At 48.4% G+C, this 23,016-nt stretch carries 20 protein-coding genes and 1 tRNA gene; 15 read left to right on the top strand and 6 right to left on the bottom strand.

Annotated features, from left to right (window positions below; all coding sequences use genetic code 11):
- Positions 1 to 33: 33 nt before the first annotated feature.
- On the bottom strand, positions 34 to 1,605 hold the full coding sequence (locus ACGHM3_RS21780; protein ID WP_345420817.1) for an iron ABC transporter permease: 1,572 nt from the start codon (positions 1,603 to 1,605) through the stop codon (positions 34 to 36).
- A 69-nt stretch (positions 1,606 to 1,674) separates the two neighbouring features.
- Positions 1,675 to 2,709 (bottom strand): extracellular solute-binding protein, encoded by a 1,035-nt coding sequence (locus tag ACGHM3_RS21785; protein WP_345420814.1) that lies wholly within the window; start codon positions 2,707 to 2,709, stop codon positions 1,675 to 1,677.
- Between the two features lie 185 nt (positions 2,710 to 2,894).
- On the opposite strand from ACGHM3_RS21785, the gene ACGHM3_RS21790 reads away from it, so the two are divergent.
- Positions 2,895 to 5,558 carry an AsmA family protein gene (locus tag ACGHM3_RS21790; protein WP_345420812.1) on the top strand — a complete coding sequence of 888 codons (2,664 nt, stop codon included), beginning with the start codon at positions 2,895 to 2,897 and terminating at the stop codon, positions 5,556 to 5,558.
- Between the two features lie 13 nt (positions 5,559 to 5,571).
- Positions 5,572 to 6,666, top strand: coding sequence for an A/G-specific adenine glycosylase (gene mutY, locus ACGHM3_RS21795; protein ID WP_345420809.1), 1,095 nt, complete (start codon positions 5,572 to 5,574; stop codon positions 6,664 to 6,666).
- Here the strand turns inward: mutY and ACGHM3_RS21800 are convergent.
- Positions 6,640 to 7,080, bottom strand: a complete 441-nt coding sequence (locus ACGHM3_RS21800) for a hypothetical protein (protein WP_345420806.1) — start codon at positions 7,078 to 7,080, stop codon at positions 6,640 to 6,642. The genes mutY and ACGHM3_RS21800 overlap by 27 nt on opposite strands.
- Positions 7,081 to 7,223: 143 nt before the next feature.
- Here ACGHM3_RS21800 and ACGHM3_RS21805 point away from each other — a divergent pair, with 143 nt between their 5' ends.
- Positions 7,224 to 7,523, top strand: coding sequence for an oxidative damage protection protein (locus ACGHM3_RS21805; protein WP_345421129.1), 300 nt, complete (start codon positions 7,224 to 7,226; stop codon positions 7,521 to 7,523).
- Positions 7,524 to 7,617: 94 nt separating this feature from the next.
- Positions 7,618 to 7,693 (top strand) — tRNA-Phe (locus tag ACGHM3_RS21810).
- A gap of 232 nt (positions 7,694 to 7,925) precedes the next feature.
- On the opposite strand, the gene ACGHM3_RS21815 is transcribed toward ACGHM3_RS21810, so the two are convergent.
- Together ACGHM3_RS21815 and ACGHM3_RS21820 are read right to left on the bottom strand one after the other, a co-directional pair.
- Positions 7,926 to 8,492 (bottom strand): putative toxin-antitoxin system toxin component, PIN family, encoded by a 567-nt coding sequence (locus tag ACGHM3_RS21815; RefSeq protein WP_390517636.1) that lies wholly within the window; start codon positions 8,490 to 8,492, stop codon positions 7,926 to 7,928.
- 6 nt (positions 8,493 to 8,498) lie between these two features.
- Positions 8,499 to 8,951: an excisionase family DNA-binding protein gene (locus ACGHM3_RS21820; RefSeq protein WP_345420802.1), complete on the bottom strand. Its 453-nt coding sequence runs from the start codon at positions 8,949 to 8,951 to the stop codon at positions 8,499 to 8,501.
- 490 nt (positions 8,952 to 9,441) lie between these two features.
- Between ACGHM3_RS21820 and ACGHM3_RS21825 the strand changes: the two genes are divergently transcribed.
- The 3 genes from ACGHM3_RS21825 to ACGHM3_RS21835 all read left to right on the top strand — a co-directional run bounded on the left by ACGHM3_RS21825 (position 9,442) and on the right by ACGHM3_RS21835 (position 13,853).
- On the top strand, positions 9,442 to 10,842 hold the full coding sequence (locus ACGHM3_RS21825; protein ID WP_345420798.1) for a hypothetical protein: 1,401 nt from the start codon (positions 9,442 to 9,444) through the stop codon (positions 10,840 to 10,842).
- A 119-nt stretch (positions 10,843 to 10,961) separates the two neighbouring features.
- On the top strand, positions 10,962 to 11,306 hold the full coding sequence (locus ACGHM3_RS21830) for a hypothetical protein (protein ID WP_345420795.1): 345 nt from the start codon (positions 10,962 to 10,964) through the stop codon (positions 11,304 to 11,306).
- Between the two features lie 228 nt (positions 11,307 to 11,534).
- Positions 11,535 to 13,853, top strand: a complete 2,319-nt coding sequence (locus ACGHM3_RS21835) for a P-loop ATPase, Sll1717 family (RefSeq protein ID WP_345420792.1) — start codon at positions 11,535 to 11,537, stop codon at positions 13,851 to 13,853.
- 473 nt (positions 13,854 to 14,326) lie between these two features.
- Here the strand turns inward: ACGHM3_RS21835 and ACGHM3_RS21840 are convergent, their stop codons facing one another.
- A complete protein-coding gene (locus tag ACGHM3_RS21840) occupies positions 14,327 to 15,292 on the bottom strand; it encodes a transposase (protein WP_345420789.1) in 966 nt (321 codons plus the stop codon).
- An 80-nt stretch (positions 15,293 to 15,372) separates the two neighbouring features.
- Here ACGHM3_RS21840 and istA point away from each other — a divergent pair, with 80 nt between their 5' ends.
- The 8 genes from istA to ACGHM3_RS21880 all read left to right on the top strand — a co-directional run bounded on the left by istA (position 15,373) and on the right by ACGHM3_RS21880 (position 22,452).
- Positions 15,373 to 16,896, top strand: coding sequence for an IS21 family transposase (gene istA / locus ACGHM3_RS21845; protein WP_390517641.1), 1,524 nt, complete (start codon positions 15,373 to 15,375; stop codon positions 16,894 to 16,896).
- Entirely contained in the window at positions 16,893 to 17,657 is a 765-nt protein-coding gene (istB, locus tag ACGHM3_RS21850; protein ID WP_390517644.1) for an IS21-like element helper ATPase IstB, read from the top strand. Before istA ends, istB begins: the two co-directional genes overlap by 4 nt.
- Positions 17,658 to 18,252: 595 nt before the next feature.
- Positions 18,253 to 18,669 (top strand): DUF5713 family protein, encoded by a 417-nt coding sequence (locus tag ACGHM3_RS21855; protein WP_345421728.1) that lies wholly within the window; start codon positions 18,253 to 18,255, stop codon positions 18,667 to 18,669.
- Positions 18,670 to 19,286: 617 nt separating this feature from the next.
- On the top strand, positions 19,287 to 19,898 hold the full coding sequence (locus tag ACGHM3_RS21860; RefSeq protein WP_345421731.1) for an RNA methyltransferase: 612 nt from the start codon (positions 19,287 to 19,289) through the stop codon (positions 19,896 to 19,898).
- 115 nt (positions 19,899 to 20,013) lie between these two features.
- Positions 20,014 to 20,553, top strand: a complete 540-nt coding sequence (locus ACGHM3_RS21865) for a 2OG-Fe(II) oxygenase (RefSeq protein WP_345421734.1) — start codon at positions 20,014 to 20,016, stop codon at positions 20,551 to 20,553.
- 161 nt (positions 20,554 to 20,714) lie between these two features.
- Positions 20,715 to 21,143 (top strand): hypothetical protein, encoded by a 429-nt coding sequence (locus tag ACGHM3_RS21870; protein ID WP_345421737.1) that lies wholly within the window; start codon positions 20,715 to 20,717, stop codon positions 21,141 to 21,143.
- A gap of 263 nt (positions 21,144 to 21,406) precedes the next feature.
- On the top strand, positions 21,407 to 21,853 hold the full coding sequence (locus ACGHM3_RS21875) for a hypothetical protein (RefSeq protein WP_345421739.1): 447 nt from the start codon (positions 21,407 to 21,409) through the stop codon (positions 21,851 to 21,853).
- Between the two features lie 5 nt (positions 21,854 to 21,858).
- The gene (locus tag ACGHM3_RS21880) at positions 21,859 to 22,452 is read left to right on the top strand and encodes a rhomboid family intramembrane serine protease (protein ID WP_345421743.1); all 594 of its coding nucleotides are present in this window, start codon (positions 21,859 to 21,861) and stop codon (positions 22,450 to 22,452) included.
- Positions 22,453 to 23,016: the final 564 nt, after the last annotated feature.

Raw genomic sequence — 23,016 nt, forward strand, 5'->3', positions numbered from 1 at the left:
GAGCCCTAAGATGATAATCATCAAACGTTACCGTTAGCGGCTTCGGCGAATCATCATAACCACCGGCATAATGCTCACCACCACCAGGGTAACCGCCGGCAGCGCCGCCTGCTCCCACTGGCCCTCCGCGGTCATCTCAAATATTCGCACCGCCAGGGTATCCCAGCCGAAGGGCCGCAACAGTAGTGTGGCGGGCATTTCTTTTAAAGTATCCACCAACACCAGCAGAGCGGCGGTTAATATACCCGGCCGCAACATGGGCAAGTAGACCTGGCGCAGAATCCGCCAGCGGCCGGCGCCCAGGGTTTGGGCCACCTCTTGGTAGCTGGGCCGAATGGCCTCCAGGCTAGATTGCACCGGGCCAAAGGCCACGGAGTAAAAGCGAATCACGTAGGCCAACACCAGGGCCAACAACGAGCCCATTAATACCTGGCCCACGCCCAACCAACGCGCCACCGGTTGTAGCAGGTTGTTTTCAATCAATGTGAGCACCAACAAAATGCCTACCGCCAGCACCGAGCCCGGCAGGGCGTAACCTAGGCTGGCCAATCGCGAGCTAAAACCCAAGCCCGCCGAGGGGCACTGGCGCTGGCCAAAAGCCGCCAATAACGCCAGGGTAACCGCAACCACGGATGCCAACACCGCCAGCACCAGGGAGTTTTTAACAAAGTGCCAATAGCGCGGATTAAAATCCTGCAGGTGCTCCAGCGTCCAGGCCACCAACTGGCAAACCGGAATAAAAAACGCCAGGGCAAATACGCATAGGCAAAACCCACTGGCGGCAACGGCTCGGCCGCCGCGCAGTTGGTAGCGGGCATGCTGACGGGATTTGCTGGCGGTACGCCGGCCCTTGCGAGCGGCTTGCTCGCCCCACAAGGCTAACAACACCACCAACAGCAACAGAGAGGCCAACTGGGCCGCCGCCGACAAGCTGTAAAACCCAAACCAAGCCTTATAAATAGCCGTGGTAAAGGTATCAAAGTTAAACACCGACACCGCACCAAAATCGGCCAGGGTTTCCATCAGCGCCAACGCCATACCCGCGGCAATGGCCGGCCGCGCCATAGGCAGAGCCACCTTAAAAAAGCCCCGGGTGGGAGACACTCCCAAACTGCGAGCAGCGTCCATTAGCTCTCGGCCCTGGGCCATAAACGCGCTGCGGGCCAGCATATAAACGTAGGGGTACAACACTAGAGCCATCACCACAATTACCCCCGCCGGGGAACGCACATCACCGAAGCCCTGCTCCCAGCCCAAGCTTTGTCTAGCCCATGTATTTACCGGTCCGGCGTAATCAAATAAGCCCAAAAACACAAACGCAAGAACGTACGGAGGCACGGCCAGGGGCAGCATTAGGCCCCAATCCAGCCAGCGCCGGCCAGGAAATTCGCAGGTGGCTACCAACCAAGCCAAACTGACACCCAACAGGGCAACAATAACGCCCACACCCAGCAGCAACAGTACGGTGTTTTTAAACAGCCGCCACAACTGGGTTTCTAGCAAGTGAGCCCAGATGTCTGGCTGCGGGTCGAACCAGGAAAAGGCAATCACCGCCAAGGGCATCAGCACCAAGGCAGCAACCAGGTAGGTGGGGAGCCGCCACACACCGCTGGCGGGCGCTGACCTGCCCACCCGTTTAGCGGGTGCAGCAGAAGCGCTTCCGAACACCGCCAATTATTGGTAACCCACTCGATCCATCAACTTGATGGCTTCAGCTTGCAGGCGGCCAGCGGCCTCTACGTTGATGCTATCGGGCTTAAATTCACCCCAAGATTGCACCTCTTCGGAGGGTTTTACATCGGGGTTCACTGGGTATTCTTGGTTGGCCTCGGCAAATAGGTATTGGGCCTCGCTCTGGCTTAACCACTCCAGCAACTTGAGCGCACCTTCTGGGTTTTTAGCGTATTTGGTAACCCCCGCTCCAGACACATTAATGTGCACACCCCGGTCATCTTGGTTGGGCCAGAAGATGGCTAGGTTGATATCAGGGTTATCACGGTGCAAACGGCCAAAATAGTAGGTATTTACGATGGTGGCATCGCACTGGCCAGCGGCAACCGCCTCCATGGCTTTTACATCGTTGGAATACGGCGCGGTTGCCAGGTTTTTAACCCAACCGCCCACAATGCGCTCGGCCTCTGGCTCGCCCAGGGTTTTGATCATGGTGGCAACCAGGGATTGGTTATAAACCTTTTTAGAGGTACGCAAACACAAGCGGCCATTCCAAGGCGCTTCGGCCAGGGCCTCGTAGGTGCTGAGGTCTTCCGGCTTTACGCGATCTGTGGCGTAAACAATGGTGCGCGCTCGCAAGGATAAACCGTACCAATCGTTCTTTTGCGAACGCAGCGGCGCGGGGATGTTATCCAACAGGGTTTGTGAATCCACCGGCGCCAAAACGCCCACTTCTGACGCCTGCCATAAAAAGCCCGCATCCACCGTAATAAACAAATCCGCTGGCGTATTCTCTCCCTCTGCTTTTAAACGCGCCAACAAAGGCCCGGCGTCATCGGTGATATAGCGAATTTCTACACCGGTTTCTTTGGAGTACTGATCAAACAGCGGTTTTATCAGCTGTTCGTTGCGAGCGGTATACACTGTAATAACGTTGTCGCTGTTGGTTTGCTGGCCACAACCAGCCAGGGCGCATAGCGCGGCCACAACTAACAGCACGCGAGCGGTGACGATATCCATACGGTTTTTAACAGTCATAGGAACTCAGTAAATCGATGAGAGACAGGATGGCGAGCAACTCGGCGGCTCGACAAGAATTGGACGCAAATAATAACCACTATTATTTAGACAAACAACAAGATCCTGGGAACAGTTACCGCAGAATTGATCTAAGTCGTGCGCTATAAAGCTCGACAAGGCTACAACAAGACAAGGTAAATTGCATGAAATCAGCCCTGAAAACACTGGCCATTGCCGGTGCCGCTTTAGTTGGCTTTACCGGGGCCGCCATGGTGGCCATTACCACATTCATAGACCCAAACGACTACAAACCCCAGATAGAAGAACTCGCCCAACAGCAGGGCTACCCCATTGCGTTAAACGGCGAGCTGAGCTGGCAGTTTTTTCCACGCCTGGGCATCGCCGTTAACGACGCCCAACTGTTGGGCGCTGACGCCGGCCAACCGGCGCTAGCCAGCGTTAAAGAAGTCCGCGCCTCGGTTATGGTGCTGCCGCTATTACGCAAGCAAGTGGCCGTAGACCACGTACTGCTGGATGGCCTAAGCGCAAATTTAAGCATCGATAAAAACGGCAACACCAGCTGGCAACACCTGCTCAAAGAAGATGACCAAAGCCCCACTGCCAGTGAGCCGCCCAGCGAACCCACGGTTACCGACAACAAAGGCCATTCGCTATCCCTGGCGGCCAACAGCATACAATTAAAGAATGCCGAAATCCGCTACATAGACCAACGCAGTGACACCGACATTCGCCTACGCCCGCTGGGTGCGGAGATCAACCGCCTTAACTTGGATGGCATAGAGTTCCCGGTGCGGGTGGAATGGGCGGCGGAGATTAACCACGGCGCATTAAAACAAACCTTAATGAACAGTGGCTCGCTGGAAACCGCGGTTACCCTCACCCAGGATTTTAAACACCTTAAGTTAAAACAGGGCCACCTCAACAGTGAAATGGGCAACAGCGATGTAAAGGAAAAATCGTTTATAACCCTGGAATTTGGCGCTGATATTACAAACTTACTGACCAACCCCACCATAAAAGCCCACGCCGAACTGACCCCCACCGACGTAAAGGCCATAGCCAACAACTTCACCGCCCAACCGCTGCAAACCCACAACCCTAAGTCGCTGACCCGGGTTGGTTTTAACCTAAGCGTTGCAGGCACCCCAGACAACTTAAGCATCAACCCCATTGCCATTACCCTGGACGACACTAGCATTAACGGCAAGGCCGAACTGGCAAACCAAAACCAGCTGCAGCTGCAACTTACTGGCAGCACCATTAATGTGGACGACTACCTGCCAGACGCCAACGCGCCGCCGGCAGAAATACCCGAAGAAGCCCTGCCGGAGCCCACCACCGATGGCGAAGCACCGCTGGCGGTTCTCAACCAATACAGCGCCGACATCAACATTGGCTTTGAGCAAATCAGCGCCATGGGCATTGCCCAAAACACCCCGCAGCTTACTGCCAAACTGGCCGACGGCGTGCTCAAGGTGCAACCCCTGGCCGCTAAAATCAACGGCAAAACCACACAATTAAGCGGCCAGTTAGACGCCCAAGGCAAGCTGCAAGCCAAGCTCAATGTGCCCACCATCAACGCCCGCCAACTGCTCACCGATTTAAATATCGAGCTGCCCGTTACCGCCGACAACAGCACCCTGCAAGCCGTGGATTTGAGCCTGGATGCCAGCGGCAACTTAGATGACATAGCCATCAACAACCTAAACTTTGGCCTGGACCAAACCCGCATTACCGGCTCAGCGCGGATTCGTAACGGCAGCGATATAGACATCAAACTGGCTGGCACCGAACTGAATGCAGACCGTTATCTGCCGCCGCCTGCCGAAGCAACCCCGGCGGAAACCGAAGCCGGTGCAACGCAGCCCACCACACCAGAAACACCATTGGATTTCAGCGCCCTGCAAACTCTGAACGCCAAGGCCTCTGTTACCTTTAGCAAACTCAAGGCCCACAACCTAGAACTGGCCAACCTAAAACTGGCCGCTAACAGCAGCCAAGGGCTGGCCAAACTGGACAACCTCAGCGCCGACTTTTACCAAGGCCAACTGAAGGCGAAAGGCCAGCTAGACGCCCGCAGCAAAACCCCCAGTGTAAGCTTTACCGGCGACGGCCAGGGCGTGGCCATCAAACCCCTTTTGGCCGCCCTGGCCACCGGCGACACGCCGCAGAAGTTTGTGCTGGCAGGCCTGGCCAACGGCAAGGTCACCCTCAATACCCAAGGCAACACCGTTAGCCATTGGATGGAAAACGCCAAGGCCAACATCAACGCCAATACCCAAAGCCTGCAGCTGGTGCCGATTAATATAGAGAAGATGGTGTGCCAGGCCGTGGCCTTGGTGCAGGGCGAAAGCCTGGCCAATATCGACTGGCCGGCGCTGACCCAAATGCAGGACCTCAACGTCAAAATCAGTTACGCCAACCAAACCGCCACCATCGAGGAGCTTTCCGCCGGTGTGGAGCAGTTCAACCTGGGCGCTCTCGGCAAGGTGGATCTAGGCAAGCAGAGTTTGGATGTACAGCTGCCGGTGCAGTTTTCGCAACCACTCACCCAGCGCGAGGGTTGCCCGGCTACGAGTAGCTGGCTGGTGGGCAAGGCGCTGTCTTTGGTGCGCTGCAAAGGCAGCCTGCTCGAGCCCACCCAAGCCTGCGGCCTGGACGACCGCGCCATTCGCGAAGCCGTTAAGGATTACGCCGAGGCCAAGGCAAAAGCCAAGGTCGAGGCTAAAAAAGACGAGGCAGAACAGCGATTGGACGAGAAAAAAGATCGTCTCAAGGATAAAATCGACGACGAGCTGGGCGAAGGCACCAGCGAATTACTAAAAGATTTGTTTAAACGCGATTAGAGCCTATATTCGAGTGACCGATAAACGCACCGCCACCCGCTTTCAACAGCGGGTGTTTGGCTGGTACCACCAACACGGCCGTAAAAACCTGCCCTGGCAAAAAAAGATCAGCCCCTACCGCGTATGGGTATCTGAAATTATGCTGCAGCAAACCCAGGTAACCACGGTAATCCCCTACTTTGAGCGCTTTATGCAGCGCTTTAGCAGCGTAAAAGCTTTGGCCGAAGCCCCGGTGGATGACGTGTTGGCCCTGTGGACGGGCCTGGGCTACTACGCCCGAGCCCGCAACCTGCACAAGTGCGCGCAAACCGTGGTGGCAGAGCACGGCGGGCGATTTCCGCGCAGCGTAGACGGCCTGGCCGAGCTGCCCGGCATTGGCCGCTCCACCGCCGGCGCCATTGCCTCCATCAGCATGGGCATTAGCGCCCCTATCTTGGACGGCAACGTAAAGCGCGTGCTGGCCCGGCACTACGCCGTGCCCGGCTGGCCCGGCCAAACCAAAGTGCACGACCAACTGTGGCAAATCGCCGAGGGCCTAACCCCGGTTGAAGACTGCAACCACTACACCCAAGCCATGATGGACCTGGGCGCCACCCTCTGCACCCGCAGCAAACCCGACTGCCCCGCCTGCCCGCTGAACAAAACCTGCCAAGCCTCCGCCCAGGGCAACCCCACGGACTACCCCGGCAAAAAGCCCAAAAGCAAAAAACCGGTAAAGCAAACCCGCATGTTGATGATCACCAACCCACAGGGGCATATTTTGCTGCAGAAACGCCCGCCCTCGGGTATTTGGGGTGGTCTGTGGTGCTTTCCTGAGATCAGTGTGGAAGAGGACATCGATACTGCTCTACAAGCCATCACCCCGATTACTGGCTCAGGGCCACAGTGCGAAACCTGGCAGGGCTTTAGGCACACCTTTAGCCACTATCACTTAGATATAGAACCGGTACGGGTGAATTTAGACAAGGCAGTAACGGGGGTAAGTGAAGGCAACCAGCGCTGGGTTGCGCTGACCGACACCGGCGAGCTGGGCTTGGCCGCGCCGGTGGTAAAGCTGCTAAAACAACTGCACAGCGGGCATTCAACCGGCCAACCGCAGCTCTTCTAACAAGGCATCCAAAGACTGCACCAAATGCGGTAAGGCACGCTCTGGCCCATAGATGTGCAAGTCTTCCACCGTAAAGTAATGGATGCCATTCGCCCGGTGGGGAAAGTGCTGCTGCATCATGGGGTAATGTTCATCCCGGCTGGCGGCAATCACCCGGTGGTACTGATCAAAATGCTCATCCTCCACCCGCGCCGGAAAGCGGCTGGTATCGGCCTCCAAACCAATCTCGCTTAGGTATTGAATAGAATGTGGAGACATAGGCCCCTCCACCCCTTCAAACAGCGGATGGCGGGTAATGGCCTTGGAATCCGCCCGCCAATTTAAGCCGGCAAGCGCGGCGTGGTGGTTAAAATACTGCTCCGAAAACCGGCTGCGATAGTAATTGGCAGTACACAAAAACAGCAATTGATTCATTCACATCACCTCAAAACGGCGTTAATGGCGCGCAGCGATTACCAACGCACACACGCCAGAAACGCATTCACAAAACGGCTATAATGCCCAGCCGATAAGACGCTTTAATGAATCAACCCTACTACAGAGAGCAAGGCCAAGCCATGAGTCGAACCGTATTGTGCCGCAAATATAAGCAAGAACTGGAAGGCCTAAACCGCCCGCCCTATCCCGGCGCCAAAGGCCAAGACCTATACGACAACATCTCCAAACAGGCCTGGGCCGACTGGATGAAATTTCAAACCATGCTCATCAACGAGCGCCAACTCAACATGATGGACATGGGCGCCCGCACCTACCTCAGCGAACAAATGGACAAATTCTTCGCCGGCGAAGAAACCGACCAAGTAGAAGGCTACGTGCCACCCAGCCAAGCTGGCGCTGATCAGAATTCAAACGACTGATTTCACAACATTTTTATCTCCCAAGCTCTTGACTCCAAAGAGCCGAGCGGGTTTAATACGCGCCTCTTTAGGGGCAGCAGCCCTAACCGATTTAGCCCGGATAGCTCAGTCGGTAGAGCAGGGGATTGAAAATCCCCGTGTCGGTGGTTCGATTCCGCCTCCGGGCACCATAAACAAACCCCTTAGTACCTCGGTACTAAGGGGTTTTTTTATGGTGCCTGAGTGGTAGGGATCGAACCATAGCTCGACAAATTTGCCGGGAGCAAATTTGGACAGCCGAAGGCTGGGCCCGGAGGGCTGGGCTACACGGACGTAGCCCACATTCCGCCTCTACCCCACTCTCCATACGCACCACAGCCAACTATCGCACCAGCGGGGCTTTTTAACTGTAACCCCAGGCGGTTAGAGAAAGTCAGAAAACTCTTTAAGTTTCGACACTGTTTGGGGGAGTTGTTGTTTCTGCAAAATAGCCAGGAACTCATCGACGTTAATCTGGGGATTCTTTAACGCTGTTCGCTGCTTCTTGATGGCTGAACAACAAAGCGCCGGAGCCATATCAATCTGGTAATAGATAAAATCGTCTGGGTGAAGTAGTTCGATTCCATATGGTTTCAAACCAGCTGCAGGAAAGTCTTTAAGATTCAGAGTAACGATAGCATCCGCATTACAACGGATAGCTGCTGCCAGCACGTGGCGATCATCAGCGTCCGGTAATTGAAGAGTCCCAATCAAAGATTTGTACCCCGTGACTCTGGCATCTTTTACATGGGCATTCATCAAGTCGCGTATGCGTTCCAATTTATCGCGAGTATATTTTCCTTGCCGTAACAGTGCATTAATCCACTCTTCGTGAATCTGATCCGTCCAGTGCGCCTTAAACAAGCCTGTCAGGGCTAAACGCATTAAAGTATGCCGCAGAGGCGCGGGATACAAAACACAAGCATCGTACACTACAGTGAACTTGCTCACGGCTGCTCAGTACCCCATTCCCTCATCTTGAGATAGCGCAACCAGCTCATCCAGAGCCTTGCTACGCAGCTGCTCTGTCTTCTCCCGATAAGCCAAGACATCGGTTAGCAATACCCGGCGGTGGGCACCGACCTTGCGAAAGGGAACCTCGCCCTTCTCCAGCAAACCGACCAAAAAGGGGCGGCTTACATTGAGCAAGTTGGCGGCCTCCTGAGTACTGACCTCTTGGTGATGCGGAATCAGACTAATCGCATTACCTTTAGACGTCTCAGACAACACATCGAGCAGCATTTGCAGCACATGCCCAGGTAGCACCAGCTCATCGGACTCACCATTGCTACCAAGCAATGAGAGCTGAACGCGTTCCACGTTCGCATACTTGGACAGGGTACGGCTTGATATCTTCGCTTGCTCTACCTCTGTACTGGTAGGCAAGTGGACTATTTTTTGAGCGGACACAACGAACCTCCAGAATTCATGACGTTATAAAGTAATCACACGTGGATGATTCCCCAGAGGATAGCACAAACGAAATATACGAAACATTCAAAATATTCGAATATTTATATGGCGTGTCTATCTCATAGATTCACATGATATGTAACGTCTATAACCAGGAACGAACTGGTAGATTCACAGGGTTAAGCAGCCCGAACCAGCTGGCGTATAGCGGACCGCAATATTATGGGCAGCTAAAATATTATTGAACTTTTAATCAACTAAGGCTAGTTTTGACGAACGCTGAATATAGCGACAGTTGTCGGTGAAAAGGATTTATTCGAGGATATGTGACGTGGCGCCTATCTAGCGATCGGCAAGGTCTTACCAGGCCGAGAGATTAATGACGCATGCTAGTTAGGGTGTACTTACTATTGCTTAGATATATGACGAATCGCACGGATACCTGTCGGGTGTTAAATTGTTATAGCTCCGAATTGTCGAGGATAGAATGTCATACGCCCTAATCGATAATGCTTCTCTGACTGCTGTAGAAAGAGCAGTTGGACGAGTTGTTGTTAAGAACCCTGATACTATAAATGGCGATTTGGTAGCTTTTGAAAATCTTATACAGGCAATCCTTTTCTATGATGACTTGATATGCGTAGACAACTATAAGGAAGAGCATAGGGATTCGAGAATAAAGAATTTTGATTTTATTAGATTCCTATCGCCAAATTCTTATGGTCTTGATCAAGTAGAAGCATTGTCACAAAAGCAGGCAAGGTCAATTAAGCCTGAAATACGTGGCGGGGAGTTTGCTGATGATGATTTTCGTGAGTTAGTAGAATTATTAAAGCTCAATATGGTTTGCACATGGGATATGCGGTCCAGTGTTTACTATTTAACCATGAAGATGTTAGGTCAACCGAATACCCCAGAGTACGAAAAATACAGTGAATTAAGCTCGGCTATTTTCAATGAGTTATCCGACGTTGGTTCAACGAAAGGGTACTGGTCAACCAATGCCACCTTGATCAGCTCTAAGGGGCATGTGCATACATCTGAGGAATTCCAAAAGCAAGTAGATGGGCTAGGCGGTGTTACTCGCCCTTTAGAAATGTTTATTGCTTCTCTGAACTGGCTTGCTTTTAAGTCAATCTACTACAGTATTGCCGCGAAGCATTTGCGGGCTGATTCTTTTATTCATCCAATTAGGCATGCTTATCAGCTACATTGGATGAAAAAGACAGGGGCTTTTGGTCATGACTTCTCCGCAAAAGTACTATCTAATCTTTCACAAAAGATATCCACATCAATTTCTGAAGTTGTAGATCATGGTCGAGCTGCGACTGTAAGTATGGATATTCCCATTTTTAGTGCTTGGCTTGCACAAGAATCAGGTGGAATACAAAATTCTATCGGTGCAGCATTAGAGGTTAAGAAATCCAATCATTTCATGGTTACTAGAGAAACACTTCGAGAGATAAAAATTGCTTATGACGAATCTGGTCTAGCTAAAGGGAACGTCAAAACCACAAAGCTGCTTTCTGAGTTAGATAAAATATCAGGTGATTTAAAAAGGACTTATGGAGTTCCTTCTCCTCAAGGAATACAAGGTAGCTTTTTGATTAAAACAATAAATTCCTTAACTTCTCCCTTCGGAATTCCAGCCATACCTGATAAGGAATTCGCTCTTAGCACACCGGACTTTATGAAAAGCAATCAAAGTAAAGCCTTTTCTACAATATTCAAAGATATCGCCAATGAGCTTACTTCTATAGAGCGTTTAGGCGGGCATAGAGATTTGCTGGCCTCTCAGTTTCAAATTGATGATGAGTATTACACTGCACCGAAGACGGAAGATCCTCAATTCCGTAGGGCAAGTTCTAGTTGGAAACTTCCGATGTAAAGCTATAACAAGGCGCTGCTGTCGGACAAATTTTCCACTGCGCTCCAAATTTGCCGCAGAGCGCGGCGTTATGCGCAGCAAAAATTATTGAGTGAAAACAAACGAAAGGAGAATTTAGGATGGAAAATGGATGGTATGCATTTTTAGTGATTGTATTGGTTATGTTCTCAATTTTACCGCTAATTATTTTTATATTGGAGTCCATTAAAAATCCAATAAAAAACAAAGGATTATTGGCCTGGGGGATAGGGCTTCTTGTTTTCGCTGGCGTTTACTTTGCGTTTCTAACTGACGGGGAAGAGCGTTTCAAAGCAGTTAAAGTTAACTCTGAATCTGAGGAATCTCTCCGGCAGAAAATAGTATCGTTATTTGGTCTATGGATATATATAGTTCCAGCAACCTACCTATCTCTCGGCTGTAGTTTGATGGCATCCTATAGTACAAGAGAGGAAGAAAATGCATAACCAAGTCAGCCAGCGGACCTCCGTTCCAAAAGAGGCCATAATAAGGACATAATAAGGGACAGGCACTATCATAGAGGCAAAAGGGACAGGCACCTTCAAACATTCGGTTATTTTATGGCAATGGTGAAATAATTGATGCGAAAGTACGGTTAAAGCAGAAAAAGTGATGTGGTCTAAGGAGTGCCTCCGAGCTGGAAGTACATACTTAAGAATAACTAGGAGATAATAGTGACGGAAAAGCTAAAGGGCTTCTTTGCATACGCATCTAACCCCTCGGAAATTGGCCAAACGATAGAAGCTGCAGTTAAATCAGCCAATATGGGCTCTGAATTTTTAGTCGAAACATGGCGAGCGCTAGATATACCCGGTCACTTTATTTCAGAAATGGTTATTGAGGGAATTGATAACTGTGACTTTCTCGTTGCAGACATCTCGGTGCTTAACTTTAACGTTACATATGAAATTGCTTATGCAATCGGTAAGGGTAAGCGAGTTTTTATAACTAAAAACTCAAGTATAAAAGAAAGTTCACCGACAATACGAGAAGTAGGAATTTTCGATACATTAGGATTTCAGACATATCAAAACTCAGCGGAATTGGCGCGTCATATAGGTAATGCATGCAAGGTTAATCCTTTAAAAATACCAAACAAAATAAATACCAAGTCTCCAGTATATTTAATGGAAGGGCTGCATAAAACTGATTGGGCATCTCGGATAGTTTCAAGAATCAAAAAAGCGAGATATCTGTTTAGATCATTTGACCCAAATGAGCAGCCTAGATTATCTGCAAATGATGCTATAGGTCAGGTGGCTCAGTCTCATGGCGTGGTTGTGCCACTCTTGTCTTCCAACTCCGTTGGAGCGGAAGTCCATAATATGCGTGGCGCGTTTGTCTCGGGGTTATCACAGGGCATGGAAAAGGCTCTATGTATGCTGCAACATCAAGAAGAGCCTGTTCCTTTAGATTATAGAGATTTTGTAAATTTCACCTATCACCCTAACGACGTAAATGAGTGCATTGCAGAGTTTGCGGGAAAGGTTGCGGAAGCATTTCAACAAGAAACCAAAGAAGTTGTAGAAAGCGAAGATACATTTTTACAGTCGCTCGACCTTGGGGCATCTTCAGCTGAAAATGAAATGCGAACGCTGGAAAACTATTATCTAAAAACCGATCAATTTTTACGGTCTTTAAGGGGCGAGGTAAATATTGTCGTTGGTAGAAAAGGTTCTGGAAAATCTGCGATATTTCTACAAGTTAGAGATAGAGAGCGAAACAAACAAGGAAACATTGTTTTAGACTTGAAGCCTGACGGATATAAATTGATCAAGTTCAAGGAACTTATTCTTACATTCTTAGAGGAAGGCACATTTCAGCACACCATCATGGCTTTTTGGGAATATGTTTTGTTGCTTGAAATCTGTTACAAGATACTAGAAAAGGATAGAGAGCAGCATAAGCATGATCATCATTTATATGAACCCTACAGGAAACTTGCAGAACTCTACCATGCAGAAGGTTATGAAACTGAAGGTGATTTCTCAGAGCGGATGGGCTCACTTATGGAAAATATATCTACTGAATATAGATCTAAACATGGAGACCAAAGAGGAGTTAGATTAAACGCTTCGAAGTTGACTGAAATGCTGTATTGTCACGACGTAAGAGAGCTGGCAAAACAAGTAATAGAGTACATGACTCATAAAGAAACGTGCTGGCTCCTGTTTGATAACATTGATAAAGGTTGGCCTACGAGTGGGCTTGAGCATGAAGATCTTTTGATAATTCGTGCTCTTATCGATGCGACAAAAAAAATAGAGCGCCAGTTTAATAAATCGAATGTAAATGTTAACACCATCATATTTTTACGAAATGACGTGTTCGAGCTACTAGTAAAAGAAACTTCGGATAGAGGAAAAGAAGCAAGCGCACTGTTAGATTGGACTGATCCCGACCTGCTTAGAGAGTTAGTCAGACTAAGAATAATTTCTAATGAAGTTAATGGTGATAATTCGTTCCAAGCCATCTGGCCAAAGATTTGTGTGAGTCACTATATGGGAGAAGAAAGCTCACAGTTTCTTATAGATAGATCGTTGATGCGGCCTCGATTTTTACTGAATTTGATAGGGCAGTGTAAGAGCTTTGCTATAAATTTGAACCATGAGCGCATACTTGAAGATGATATCGAAAAGGGGTTGCAAGCCTATTCGACGGATCTTCTGGCTGATGTTGGATACGAAATCCATGATTTAGAAAATAGAGTGGATGATGTACTCTACGCTTTTATTGGATGTAATCCTTCACTGAAAAAAGAAGAGATTATGAATATCCTTGGGGAGTATGGCGTAGAGGCTGAGTTCCAAGATAAAGTTTTTGAACTCCTTTTATGGTATGGATTTTTAGGTATAAAAATTGAAGATGAAGAGAAGTATATCTATCAGTTCAATTACAGTATGAAATTAATGTCAGGAATGATAAAAAAAATGAACAACAGCCTATTTTGTATTAATCCTGCCTTTTGGCCAGGATTGATGATTTGGCAGTGATATTGGTCAGGCAGCCCCTACTAGCAGCTACTATGGCAGGGCACACCAGGGGGGCACACCAGGGGACAGGCACTCACAAATAGCCAGCCACCGTGGACAGGCACTTTCAAAAAAGGGCGCCCCTCTGGGGAAGGGCCCCTCTGGGGACAGGCACTGTAAATTCTCTCAAAAAAGAACTCAAAATCAACAAAGCCAGTCGCAACAGAGCGCCCACTACAGGCACCAGGGGACAGGCACTCTCAAAAAGCCCTCAAGGGGACAGGCACTCTCAAAAAAGAACTCAAAATCAACAAAGCTAGTCAAAGCAAAACGCCCTCTACAGCGATTCAATCCTCAGGCCACACAAAATCAATAGCAATTGAAACTAAAAATGGCTCGTAGGAATGCATTTTAGGTTATAAAGTAAATCGGCAGACACTAGTCACCCGCCCAGAGCAACCAGGGGGTCCAGTAAAAGGCATGATACAATCAGTCTACGCTGATCGCTGTAAGGATGGAGGGCTTTTGGTGAAGTGGGATCGGTAGCTGGCTTCGAATTGGGTGGCAGTTTTAAGCCAACTGTCGGATTTGACATTGAGTCTTTTAAGAATCGGCGGAAGGTGACTTTCAATGGCCCCTCTTTTATCGGCTAACACTGCCCTGCCGGTAAAATCGACCAACTCCAGATAATCAATGAAAGTGAAAGGTAAGTCATTTTGAGTATCATTGTTTATCACCTCCGCGAAAGGCTGCAAAGGCTTAATCGGCAAATTAAATTTTGTTATGGCACCCTGCTCCATTTGCTCAGCAACGGCTTTTTCTGCATCAAATTTTGGCTCAATACGCTCTTGAATGCTGGTGTAGTCAGATGCCTCTGGCGTGCTTGCCATGCCGGCCCTCACTGGGTTTAGGTCAACGTAGCACATAGCCGACAACAGCGCTTCTTCGCTTAGCAACGCTTGCGATTTGTAGCGCGATTCCCAGAAGTGGCCTGTGCAGTTGTCTTCCTTATTGGCTTGGCGGGCAACGGATTCGTTAAGGCACTTCATAAACCAGCCAAGATTGGTCAATCGTTTACGAAAGATATCAACACAGTCACTTACTGCTTTTAACTCAGCTGGGCTGAGATTTTGGTCATCAAGAAACCTCTGCACCAGTGTTGGCCCTTTAAATAAGCTCGTCCACCGTATTAACACCTCCTCTGAAGACCACGCCTGTGCGTCCTCTGGGCATAGTTTTACAACTATGTGGTAGTGATTGGACATAACTGCGTAGGCACTTACCTCTATACTGAAAATCGATGAAAGCAGACGAACTCTGTCTTCGATCCAAGCTCGGCGGTGTTCAAAGCTACGGCCAGTGCTGTGGTCAACGCCACACAGATACGTGCGCCGCACACAACGCGAGACGACATGGTAGTAGGGCGTTTCTTGTACACAGACCTGAGTGTTCGGCGACAATTAGGATGACCGGTTGACGACAACTATCTTGGCCGGTTGGGTGTGACAATTGGCAGCTTGTATCCAGTGTGGAGTTCAAGGTGCCAGGTCAACACATCACCCAGCGACAAGAGGAGCTGTATATGCAGCATCGCCAACAAGGTATGAACCAAGAAACAGCCGCCGCCAAAGCCGGCATTTCAGTTCGAAGTGGACGTAGAATTGAGAATGCATCAACAACCCCGCGACCTAAGCACGATAGGAACTGGCGTACCCGAGAAGATCCGTTAGAAGCGGTTTGGGAGACTGAACTCGTACCTCTCTTACGGGCGGAGCCTGATCTTACCGGTACAACCCTACTCGAATACCTGGAAGAACATTACCCCACCCATTACGACCAACGCATATTGCGAACCCTGCAACGCCGAGTGAAGCAGTGGAAAGCGTTACACGGGCCAGACAAGCCCGTCATCTTTCGCCAGCAGGCTGAACCCGGACGGCAAGGGTTTTCTGACTTCACACACCCCGATAGTGCTATAACCATCGCCGGAGAGCCGTTTAAGCATCTGCTCTACCAATTTCGCTTGGCTTTTAGCGGCTGGCGCTCAGTGACGATTGTCCAAGGCGGCGAAAGCTATGCAGCATTATCGACAGGCTTACAGCGTGCCTTACAGCAGGCGGGCGGCAGCCCCATTGAGCACCGCACCGATAGTTTGAGCGCGGCACGCAACAACCGACAAAACCTGTGGACGGATGCTTATGCTGACTTGTGCAGTCACTACAATATGACGCCGACCCGTAACAATCTGGGAGAGTCTCATGAAAACGGTATTGTTGAATGCGCGAACGGCTCGCTAAAACGTAGGCTCTCCCAACAGCTTAAGCTTCGCGGCAGCCACGACTTTGACAGTATCGAGTCATACCAACACTTTACCGACCAAGTTGTTGAGCGCCTGAATCGACGCTCACACTCTCGCTTCCAAAAAGAAAAACAAGCACTGCAAGGCTTACCAGAGCAGCAAGCTGCTAACTATCAAACACTTAACCTGAAAGTGACTCGCTCATCGACCATCGAGGTTCGCCGGGTGGTTTACAGTGTACCGTCGAGACTGATTGGCGAGCGCGTCCAGGTTAGGCTCTACCACGACAAATTAATGATCTATGTAGGCCAGCAGGTCGCGCTGACACTTGCTCGCATATATCCAGCTAACGGCCACACTCGCGCAAAAAGCATTGATTACAAACATTTGATTCATGCGCTCGCAGCCAAGCCCCAAGCGTTCCGCTACTCACAGCTGCGTGATGAACTCTTGCCTGACGACAATTACCGCCAGTTGTGGCAATACGCTGATAAAGCGTTGGAGTCGCGTCAAGCCTGTAAGTGGATAGTAACCGTGCTGCGACTTGCCTACGAATACGACGCAGAGAAGCAATTGGGCGAAGAGCTTCTTGTTGAAGTTAAATCCGGCAAGTTCGCGTCAATTAAAAACATCCAAGACCGGTTCTTCCGGCCCTCCCAATCGGTGCCAGAACTGCAAGGCAGGCAGCATGACCTGCAAAGCTACGATGAACTGCTGTCATCGCTGAAGACACAAAAATCCTGGACAGAGGAGGAACCCTTTTGAACGACTCAACCGCCTTACTGCTAAAAGAGTTACGCTTGCCTGCGTTTGTCCGGCACTACCAGTCACTCTGGGAAACGGCTACCGAAAAGGGTTGGTCACACACCCAATACCTGGCAACCCTGTGTGAGTATGAAATCTCGGACCGCTACCAACGCCGCACACAAAAGTGGATACGTGAAGCACAGCTGGCCGGAGGTAAAACCTTTACTGAGTTCAATGACGATGGCCTAAACAGAGAGACCAAAGCCCAACTGGCTCGGCTAAAGCAAGATGCATCATGGGCTGAGCATGCCGATAACGTGTTGCTCATCGGCCCTAGCGGTACCGGTAAAACCCACATCGCCAGCGCCTTGGTCCATCAGCTTATCGAGCACGGTATACGCTGCAAGCTGTTCCCCGCAATCGCTCTGGTTCAGCTGTTGCAGCAGGCCAAACGTGATCTAGACCTTATGGCTGCCATGACCAAGCTGGATAAATATCGCGTCATTGTGATTGACGACATTGGCTATGTAAAAAAGACCGATGCAGAAACCCAGGTGCTGTTTGAGTTTATCGCTCATCGCTACGAAAGCGGCAGCTTGATTATTACCGCCAATCAACCGTTCGGCTCATGGGACAAAATCTTCCCCGACAGCATGATGACGGTAGCGGCCATAGATCGACTCATCCACCATGCGACAATTATCGAATTAGAAGGAGAAAGCTATAGAAAGAAGCAGCAACTAGAGAAGGCAACCAACACTAAAACTGAACACGCCTAACCGGCCATCATAATTGTCGCCGACCGGCCAAGATAGTTGACGTCTAACACCTGAGTATTTCTGGGGCGAGTCATAGCGATCACATAAGTGGTTATAAATACAGCACTAGATAAATATACACCACATTCACCAGCGAACAAAAGATAACCAGTTGGCAATCTTCGTAAATACTCGTGTGTTAAGTTAGGTAATATTTGTGCTGTTCTAACCACGTCGGAACGGAATCGGATATACCCAAAACATTTGCTGGATACTAGTATATGGGCCTGGCTTGGTGTCAGCTATTGCTTCTCTTTAGCACCAATCCTTTACACTCCAAAGCCCAGCATTATCAAGAACTACGGATTAGGGCAAATACAACGGCCCTTAGAAAGGAAGTTGAATTTTTAGTCAATAAAGGCTAATTTTGCTGCATGCTGAATACAGAGACGCTCTTCTCGCAAAGGTTTTATCTAGGGATGTGAAGATCCATAATCTTAGCAATAATTTACGTCTTGGACAGCTGGGCGAAATAGGAATCTTGCCAGTTACGATGCGCTTACTTTTTGTCGATACTGACATTCAGACGGCTATCCGTTCTATTTGAATTTGTTAGGTGAATAAAGAACAAATGAAAAAAACACTATCTATATTACTCTTTTTATTAATCACAGCCAGTTGTAGCAACGAGGTAGGAAACGTAGAAAATCCGGAAATCAGGTCGCACTCTTTCTTAGAATCGATGTATATGGATGACTATTATCCGAAGAATCTTGTCAATAAATCTAAGAATGTACTTATCAAGTTATGTGTGGACATAGAGCACACAAATCCATCGACGACCGAGGAATTATTAAACATCACCCACGCCGCGACGGATCAGTTCAATGAGTTGATGTATGAATTCCAAGACCAAGGCAGTGATTTAGAAACTCTAGCAAGAGAAGCGATAGCTTCAGATATTGCATTTATTCTTTCTACCTACGGCTATGACATAGATATAGAAGATGCGATAGCCACGCGGGAGTGGTAATCAAAAGACAACTTCGCCACTACAACGGCTGGCATATCACCGGCCACTGCGGTTAGCTTCCTAGGGCCTGTTGACACTAATTTGGCACCACTGCTGTAGGCTACGCGCCCCGGGTAGCTTCCCGTTCAACTAGGCGCCATGAGTGAAATGTAGTGGGCCTACATGAGCGATTGGCAACAACGTTGAGCGGGAAGCTGGCTCCAGCCCTACGGGTTGAGCCAGGAAATAGCCCACTCGTTGTTGCTCACCGCTTATTTGGGCCCACCAAACTTCGCGGTTCGCGCCTAGATTGGACTATTTCCTGACTCAACAGAGGCTCCGAATTAGTGTCAACAGGCCCTAGCTCTAGAGATTTCTGAATATGATCGATAAATACGAACACGATTTTAGGACCAATGGGACAGGCTCTCTCAGCAGTAACTGTTGTCGGTAAAACGTCTGTAATAGGAAATTAGATAAGGCAGCTATCTATTTTGATCGGAGTTACCGAAACAGGCCATAAGATAGTCGACCACTGCCAGTTAGAGCGTACTTATTTTAGAAGAGTGACAACTCGAATGGCACTCCTCCGAAAATAAAGTTGTAAGGCGGCAAAATACCCAAACTATGGCAGCCATATGAAAGATCCACAAGAATCGAAAAGCGACTTACGAAAAAGAGCTGATGCCATTAAGGAATATCGATGCAAAAATCTCATAGTCGTTATTGAGAACCCCAAAACGCTGAAGAATATTGGTTCAGTCGTTAGAAATATTGATGCTCTTGGAGCTGAAAAGGCTTATATCATTGACGAGACCAATTCACTGCCTGATGATTGGCAAGATATGAGGCATTGGAATCCTCTGGTTAAGCCATCCGCCTCGGCAATAAAGTGGAGTTTTGTAAAGAAATTTAAAAACACAACCACCTGCCTTGATCATTTAGAAGCAAATGGATTCACTTCGATAGTCACATCCCCACACGTTAAAGGGAAAAAGAATGTCGAGCTTTCTAAAGGAGACTATACCCACAAAAAGCTTGCCGTCTGGTTCGGGAATGAAACCAAGGGTGTTAGTAACCTAGCTATCGAACGTAGCGAAATGTGCGTTAGCATCCCTATGTACGGCATAATCGAAAGCCTTAATCTTGGAACTTCAAGCGGTATAGTGCTCTATGAGATCACTAAACAGAGACGTGCATTTACCGAGAAAAAATATGGAATTGATCTATCTAAGCCACCCAACAAATAGCTGAAAGGACAACTCAAACGAATCTTCATACCAACACCGTCTTTGAACTATATAGAAAATGCAATGCGATTTATTTGGCGACACTGTGCTCTAAAGAAAGATCGGCGGAATAAACATGATCAAATATAACAATGGTGCCTTTGTTGTTGAAGGCTTTTTAACGCAAAAGGAATGTAGCGACTTAATATCCAGAAGCGAAGGCATCGGTTATACGCGCTCAAAAATACAAACAAGCTCTGGCGAAGAAGAGTCGATTTCTGTTCGCAACAATGAGCGCATACTATTTGACGACTATGATCTCGCAAAGCAGCTTTTCGACAGATTATTACAGTACCTTCCGCAAGAAATAGACGCATGGAAGCCAAGTGGGTTAAATAAAAAGTTTAGGTTTTACCGATATGGTGGCGACCAGTACTTTAAGTGGCATGTAGATGGCTCTTTTAAGCGTGATTATTTTGAAGTTAGCAAATTGACAGCACTGCTATACCTCAATGGCGATTTTGAGGCCGGAGAAACCGAATTTGAGGGCATAAAAATACAGCCTGAGCCTGGCTTACTTCTGGTGTTCCCACACAAACTCAGGCACCAAGGTGTACCACCCAAAAACGGCATAAAATACGTTCTTCGAACCGATGTAATGTATGCAAAAGCCTAACAATCAATACACAGCTGGGCACTTTTGCTTTTGCCTTAACCAACTCTGCCTAGGAAATGTCTTTTGACTTAGAACACAATTAAACACGCTAGAGTGACCTAGTTTTAAGCAACTGCAGGCCAGCTGAGAAAATGACTGAGCTAAACATAACGGAATATAGTATGAAAAATTCAAAATTTGGATTCATTGGAATAGGAATCGGCGCATCAGCTTTACTCCTAGCACTTGTTCATTTCTGGGCTGGCCCGTTCTCGCCTAAGCCCGCCCTTGAAACACTTGTTGCAGATAAAGCGGCTGCTATCCGCAGTGCAACCTTAGATACAATAAACGGCAAGGCGCGCACATATGAAACTACCAATGCTACATGGGACGCTAACAGAATCACTCAGTTAGTGACTGCCGTACTTGGAGGACTAGCATTTATATTTGCAGTACTCTCCTTTGCATTAAAAGAACCAAACAGGGTTTCAGGTGGTGCAGCAGTACTAGGGGTAAGCGCAATAGCGTTTCAATTTATCGCCATGTATGCAATGGCACTGTTGGTTGTGATTCTCATAGCGGTGGTGCTTTCTAGTCTTGGCGTGGGCTGAATTTAGCACACTATCTACAAACGCCGCCAAGCAATATTACCTAGTAGTATTAACACTCGCTTCGCGAGACTAACTCAGAGTGTTAATACTTTTCCCCATCATACGCCAGCGACTATCTATGCTCTTTTATTTGCGCCCAATCTGAGAACTAGCATAGCAGACGATTACTATTTTTTACTTTAACCCCGCCAGGCTCTACCGTAAAATTTGCGCCACCTCGCCAAAGCGTCCAAGCCAAACCGCTCCCAACAAACGAGAAAATAATGACGACGATATACGACACGCCAAAAGCCAACCTCGAAAACGAACAAGCACCCGCATTTAGCCTGTTTAAATTAAACGGCATCGTTATCGCAACATTCGTTGGCTCTGCGGTGGCAGGCGGAATTTTGATGTACATAAATTTCAAAAGACTTGGCCTCCCTGATAAAGCCAATAAGAGCCTTTTGTACTCAATTATCGGGTTTGTGCTGTTAATGATCGCTAGTATTTTCATTCCCTATGCCGATAAAATCCCAAACATTGCTTTCACTGTTGCACAGGTAGTTGCGTTATTGCATTTCTCCAAAGAACATCTTGGCCCACTGATTGATTCACATGCAGCCAACGGCGGCGAGCTTGCCTCTAACTGGAAGGCGTTTGGGATTGGCTTACTGGTCTTACTCCCTGTAGTTGCATTCGTGTTTTTGCTGGCATTTTCTACTATTTAAAAATTGTGAATAACGTTCCAATTACTGCAATCACGCTTAGCGCCATTACACTGGTATGTTCCTTGGTGGTTGCATATTCAGCGACTAACTTTATTTTTGGAACTGTTCCGGTAGTTAAGCTCAGTGACTTAGGCGGTATTACCGTAGCGGATCTTTACCGAGTGGAAGTCTGGAGACTGTTCACCTCTCAAGTTATTCATTCCAAACAAATTCACATGCTCTACAACGTAGTATCTCTTATACTTCTCGGTTATGGAATTGAGAAGCACCTAGGTTGGCACACATTTCTTCTTACTTGGTTTATCACCGGCGCTTCTGGCACCCTGTACAGCACCCTATTTGTGGAGGCCCCTTGGAACGTAGGCACAGGCGGATCACAAGCAATTTTTGGTTTGATCGGTTTTAGCTTTGTACTATTAACCAAATTAAAACACAGCCTTTTTTTAATTGGCGTGCTATTATTTTCTTTTGTACCCGCATTGATGCTCGATATACTCTTTGCACACTACCCCAAGCCGGGCCACATAATGAGTTTAACGGCGGGCATGTTAATAGGCACATTACGCATCAACAATTTAGCGACAACTAAAGCTCAATAATTCCCCTAGCTCTTAGCCAACGAAATAGCAAGACCGGTGTAATCTAGAACTTAAACCACAAGAGGAAATTAGATGCTTTCTTGGATCATAGTATTAGCCGGCCTCGGCGCATCTTGGCACTACACAGATTTGGAATCTCAAACTGCATTGTATAGTGTAGTGTTCCCTCTGCTATTTCTTGTTTTTGCAGCTGCACTGGCGATTAAAATTGTAGTGTTTTTGAACCCGAGTAAAGGCCGAGCCAATTCTAATAACAGTAGCACTGGGTTCTGGGGCGATTCCGGCGGCAGTGATTGGGGTGGCGGTAGCGACGGCGGCTGCGGTGGAGGCGGAGACTAGCTCTGTTATTTGTGCTGTAGTGAGAATTACCCAATTAGGTTATGAGTAATAGCCCCACCACCTCATAGCAAGCTGGCGCACAGTGTTCACAAGCCGATAAACGCGCCGAACACTCTTTCTATCTCTATAGATCCAAATTACGCCCTGGCGAATATTTCAAATCCCAAGCTTAACTCATTAAGAGCATGCCCCCTCATAAACATTAACGCGTTCTATTACCTTTTG

The organism is Halioxenophilus aromaticivorans, from assembly GCF_042850945.1.
GTDB classification, from domain to species: domain Bacteria; phylum Pseudomonadota; class Gammaproteobacteria; order Pseudomonadales; family Cellvibrionaceae; genus Halioxenophilus; species Halioxenophilus aromaticivorans.

Bases quoted from the DNA above. Each gene is read 5' to 3' on its own strand.
- ACGHM3_RS21870 (WP_345421737.1), top strand. From the start codon at position 20,715: ATGAAAAATTCAAAATTTGGATTCATTGGAATAGGAATCGGCGCATCA.
- ACGHM3_RS21875 (WP_345421739.1), top strand. From the start codon at position 21,407: ATGACGACGATATACGACACGCCAAAAGCCAACCTCGAAAACGAACAA.
- ACGHM3_RS21785 (WP_345420814.1), bottom strand. From the start codon at position 2,709: ATGACTGTTAAAAACCGTATGGATATCGTCACCGCTCGCGTGCTGTTA.
- ACGHM3_RS21800 (WP_345420806.1), bottom strand. From the start codon at position 7,080: ATGAATCAATTGCTGTTTTTGTGTACTGCCAATTACTATCGCAGCCGG.
- ACGHM3_RS21865 (WP_345421734.1), top strand. From the start codon at position 20,014: ATGATCAAATATAACAATGGTGCCTTTGTTGTTGAAGGCTTTTTAACG.
- ACGHM3_RS21790 (WP_345420812.1), top strand. From the start codon at position 2,895: ATGAAATCAGCCCTGAAAACACTGGCCATTGCCGGTGCCGCTTTAGTT.
- ACGHM3_RS21805 (WP_345421129.1), top strand. From the start codon at position 7,224: ATGAGTCGAACCGTATTGTGCCGCAAATATAAGCAAGAACTGGAAGGC.
- ACGHM3_RS21860 (WP_345421731.1), top strand. From the start codon at position 19,287: ATGAAAGATCCACAAGAATCGAAAAGCGACTTACGAAAAAGAGCTGAT.
- ACGHM3_RS21825 (WP_345420798.1), top strand. From the start codon at position 9,442: ATGTCATACGCCCTAATCGATAATGCTTCTCTGACTGCTGTAGAAAGA.
- ACGHM3_RS21830 (WP_345420795.1), top strand. From the start codon at position 10,962: ATGGAAAATGGATGGTATGCATTTTTAGTGATTGTATTGGTTATGTTC.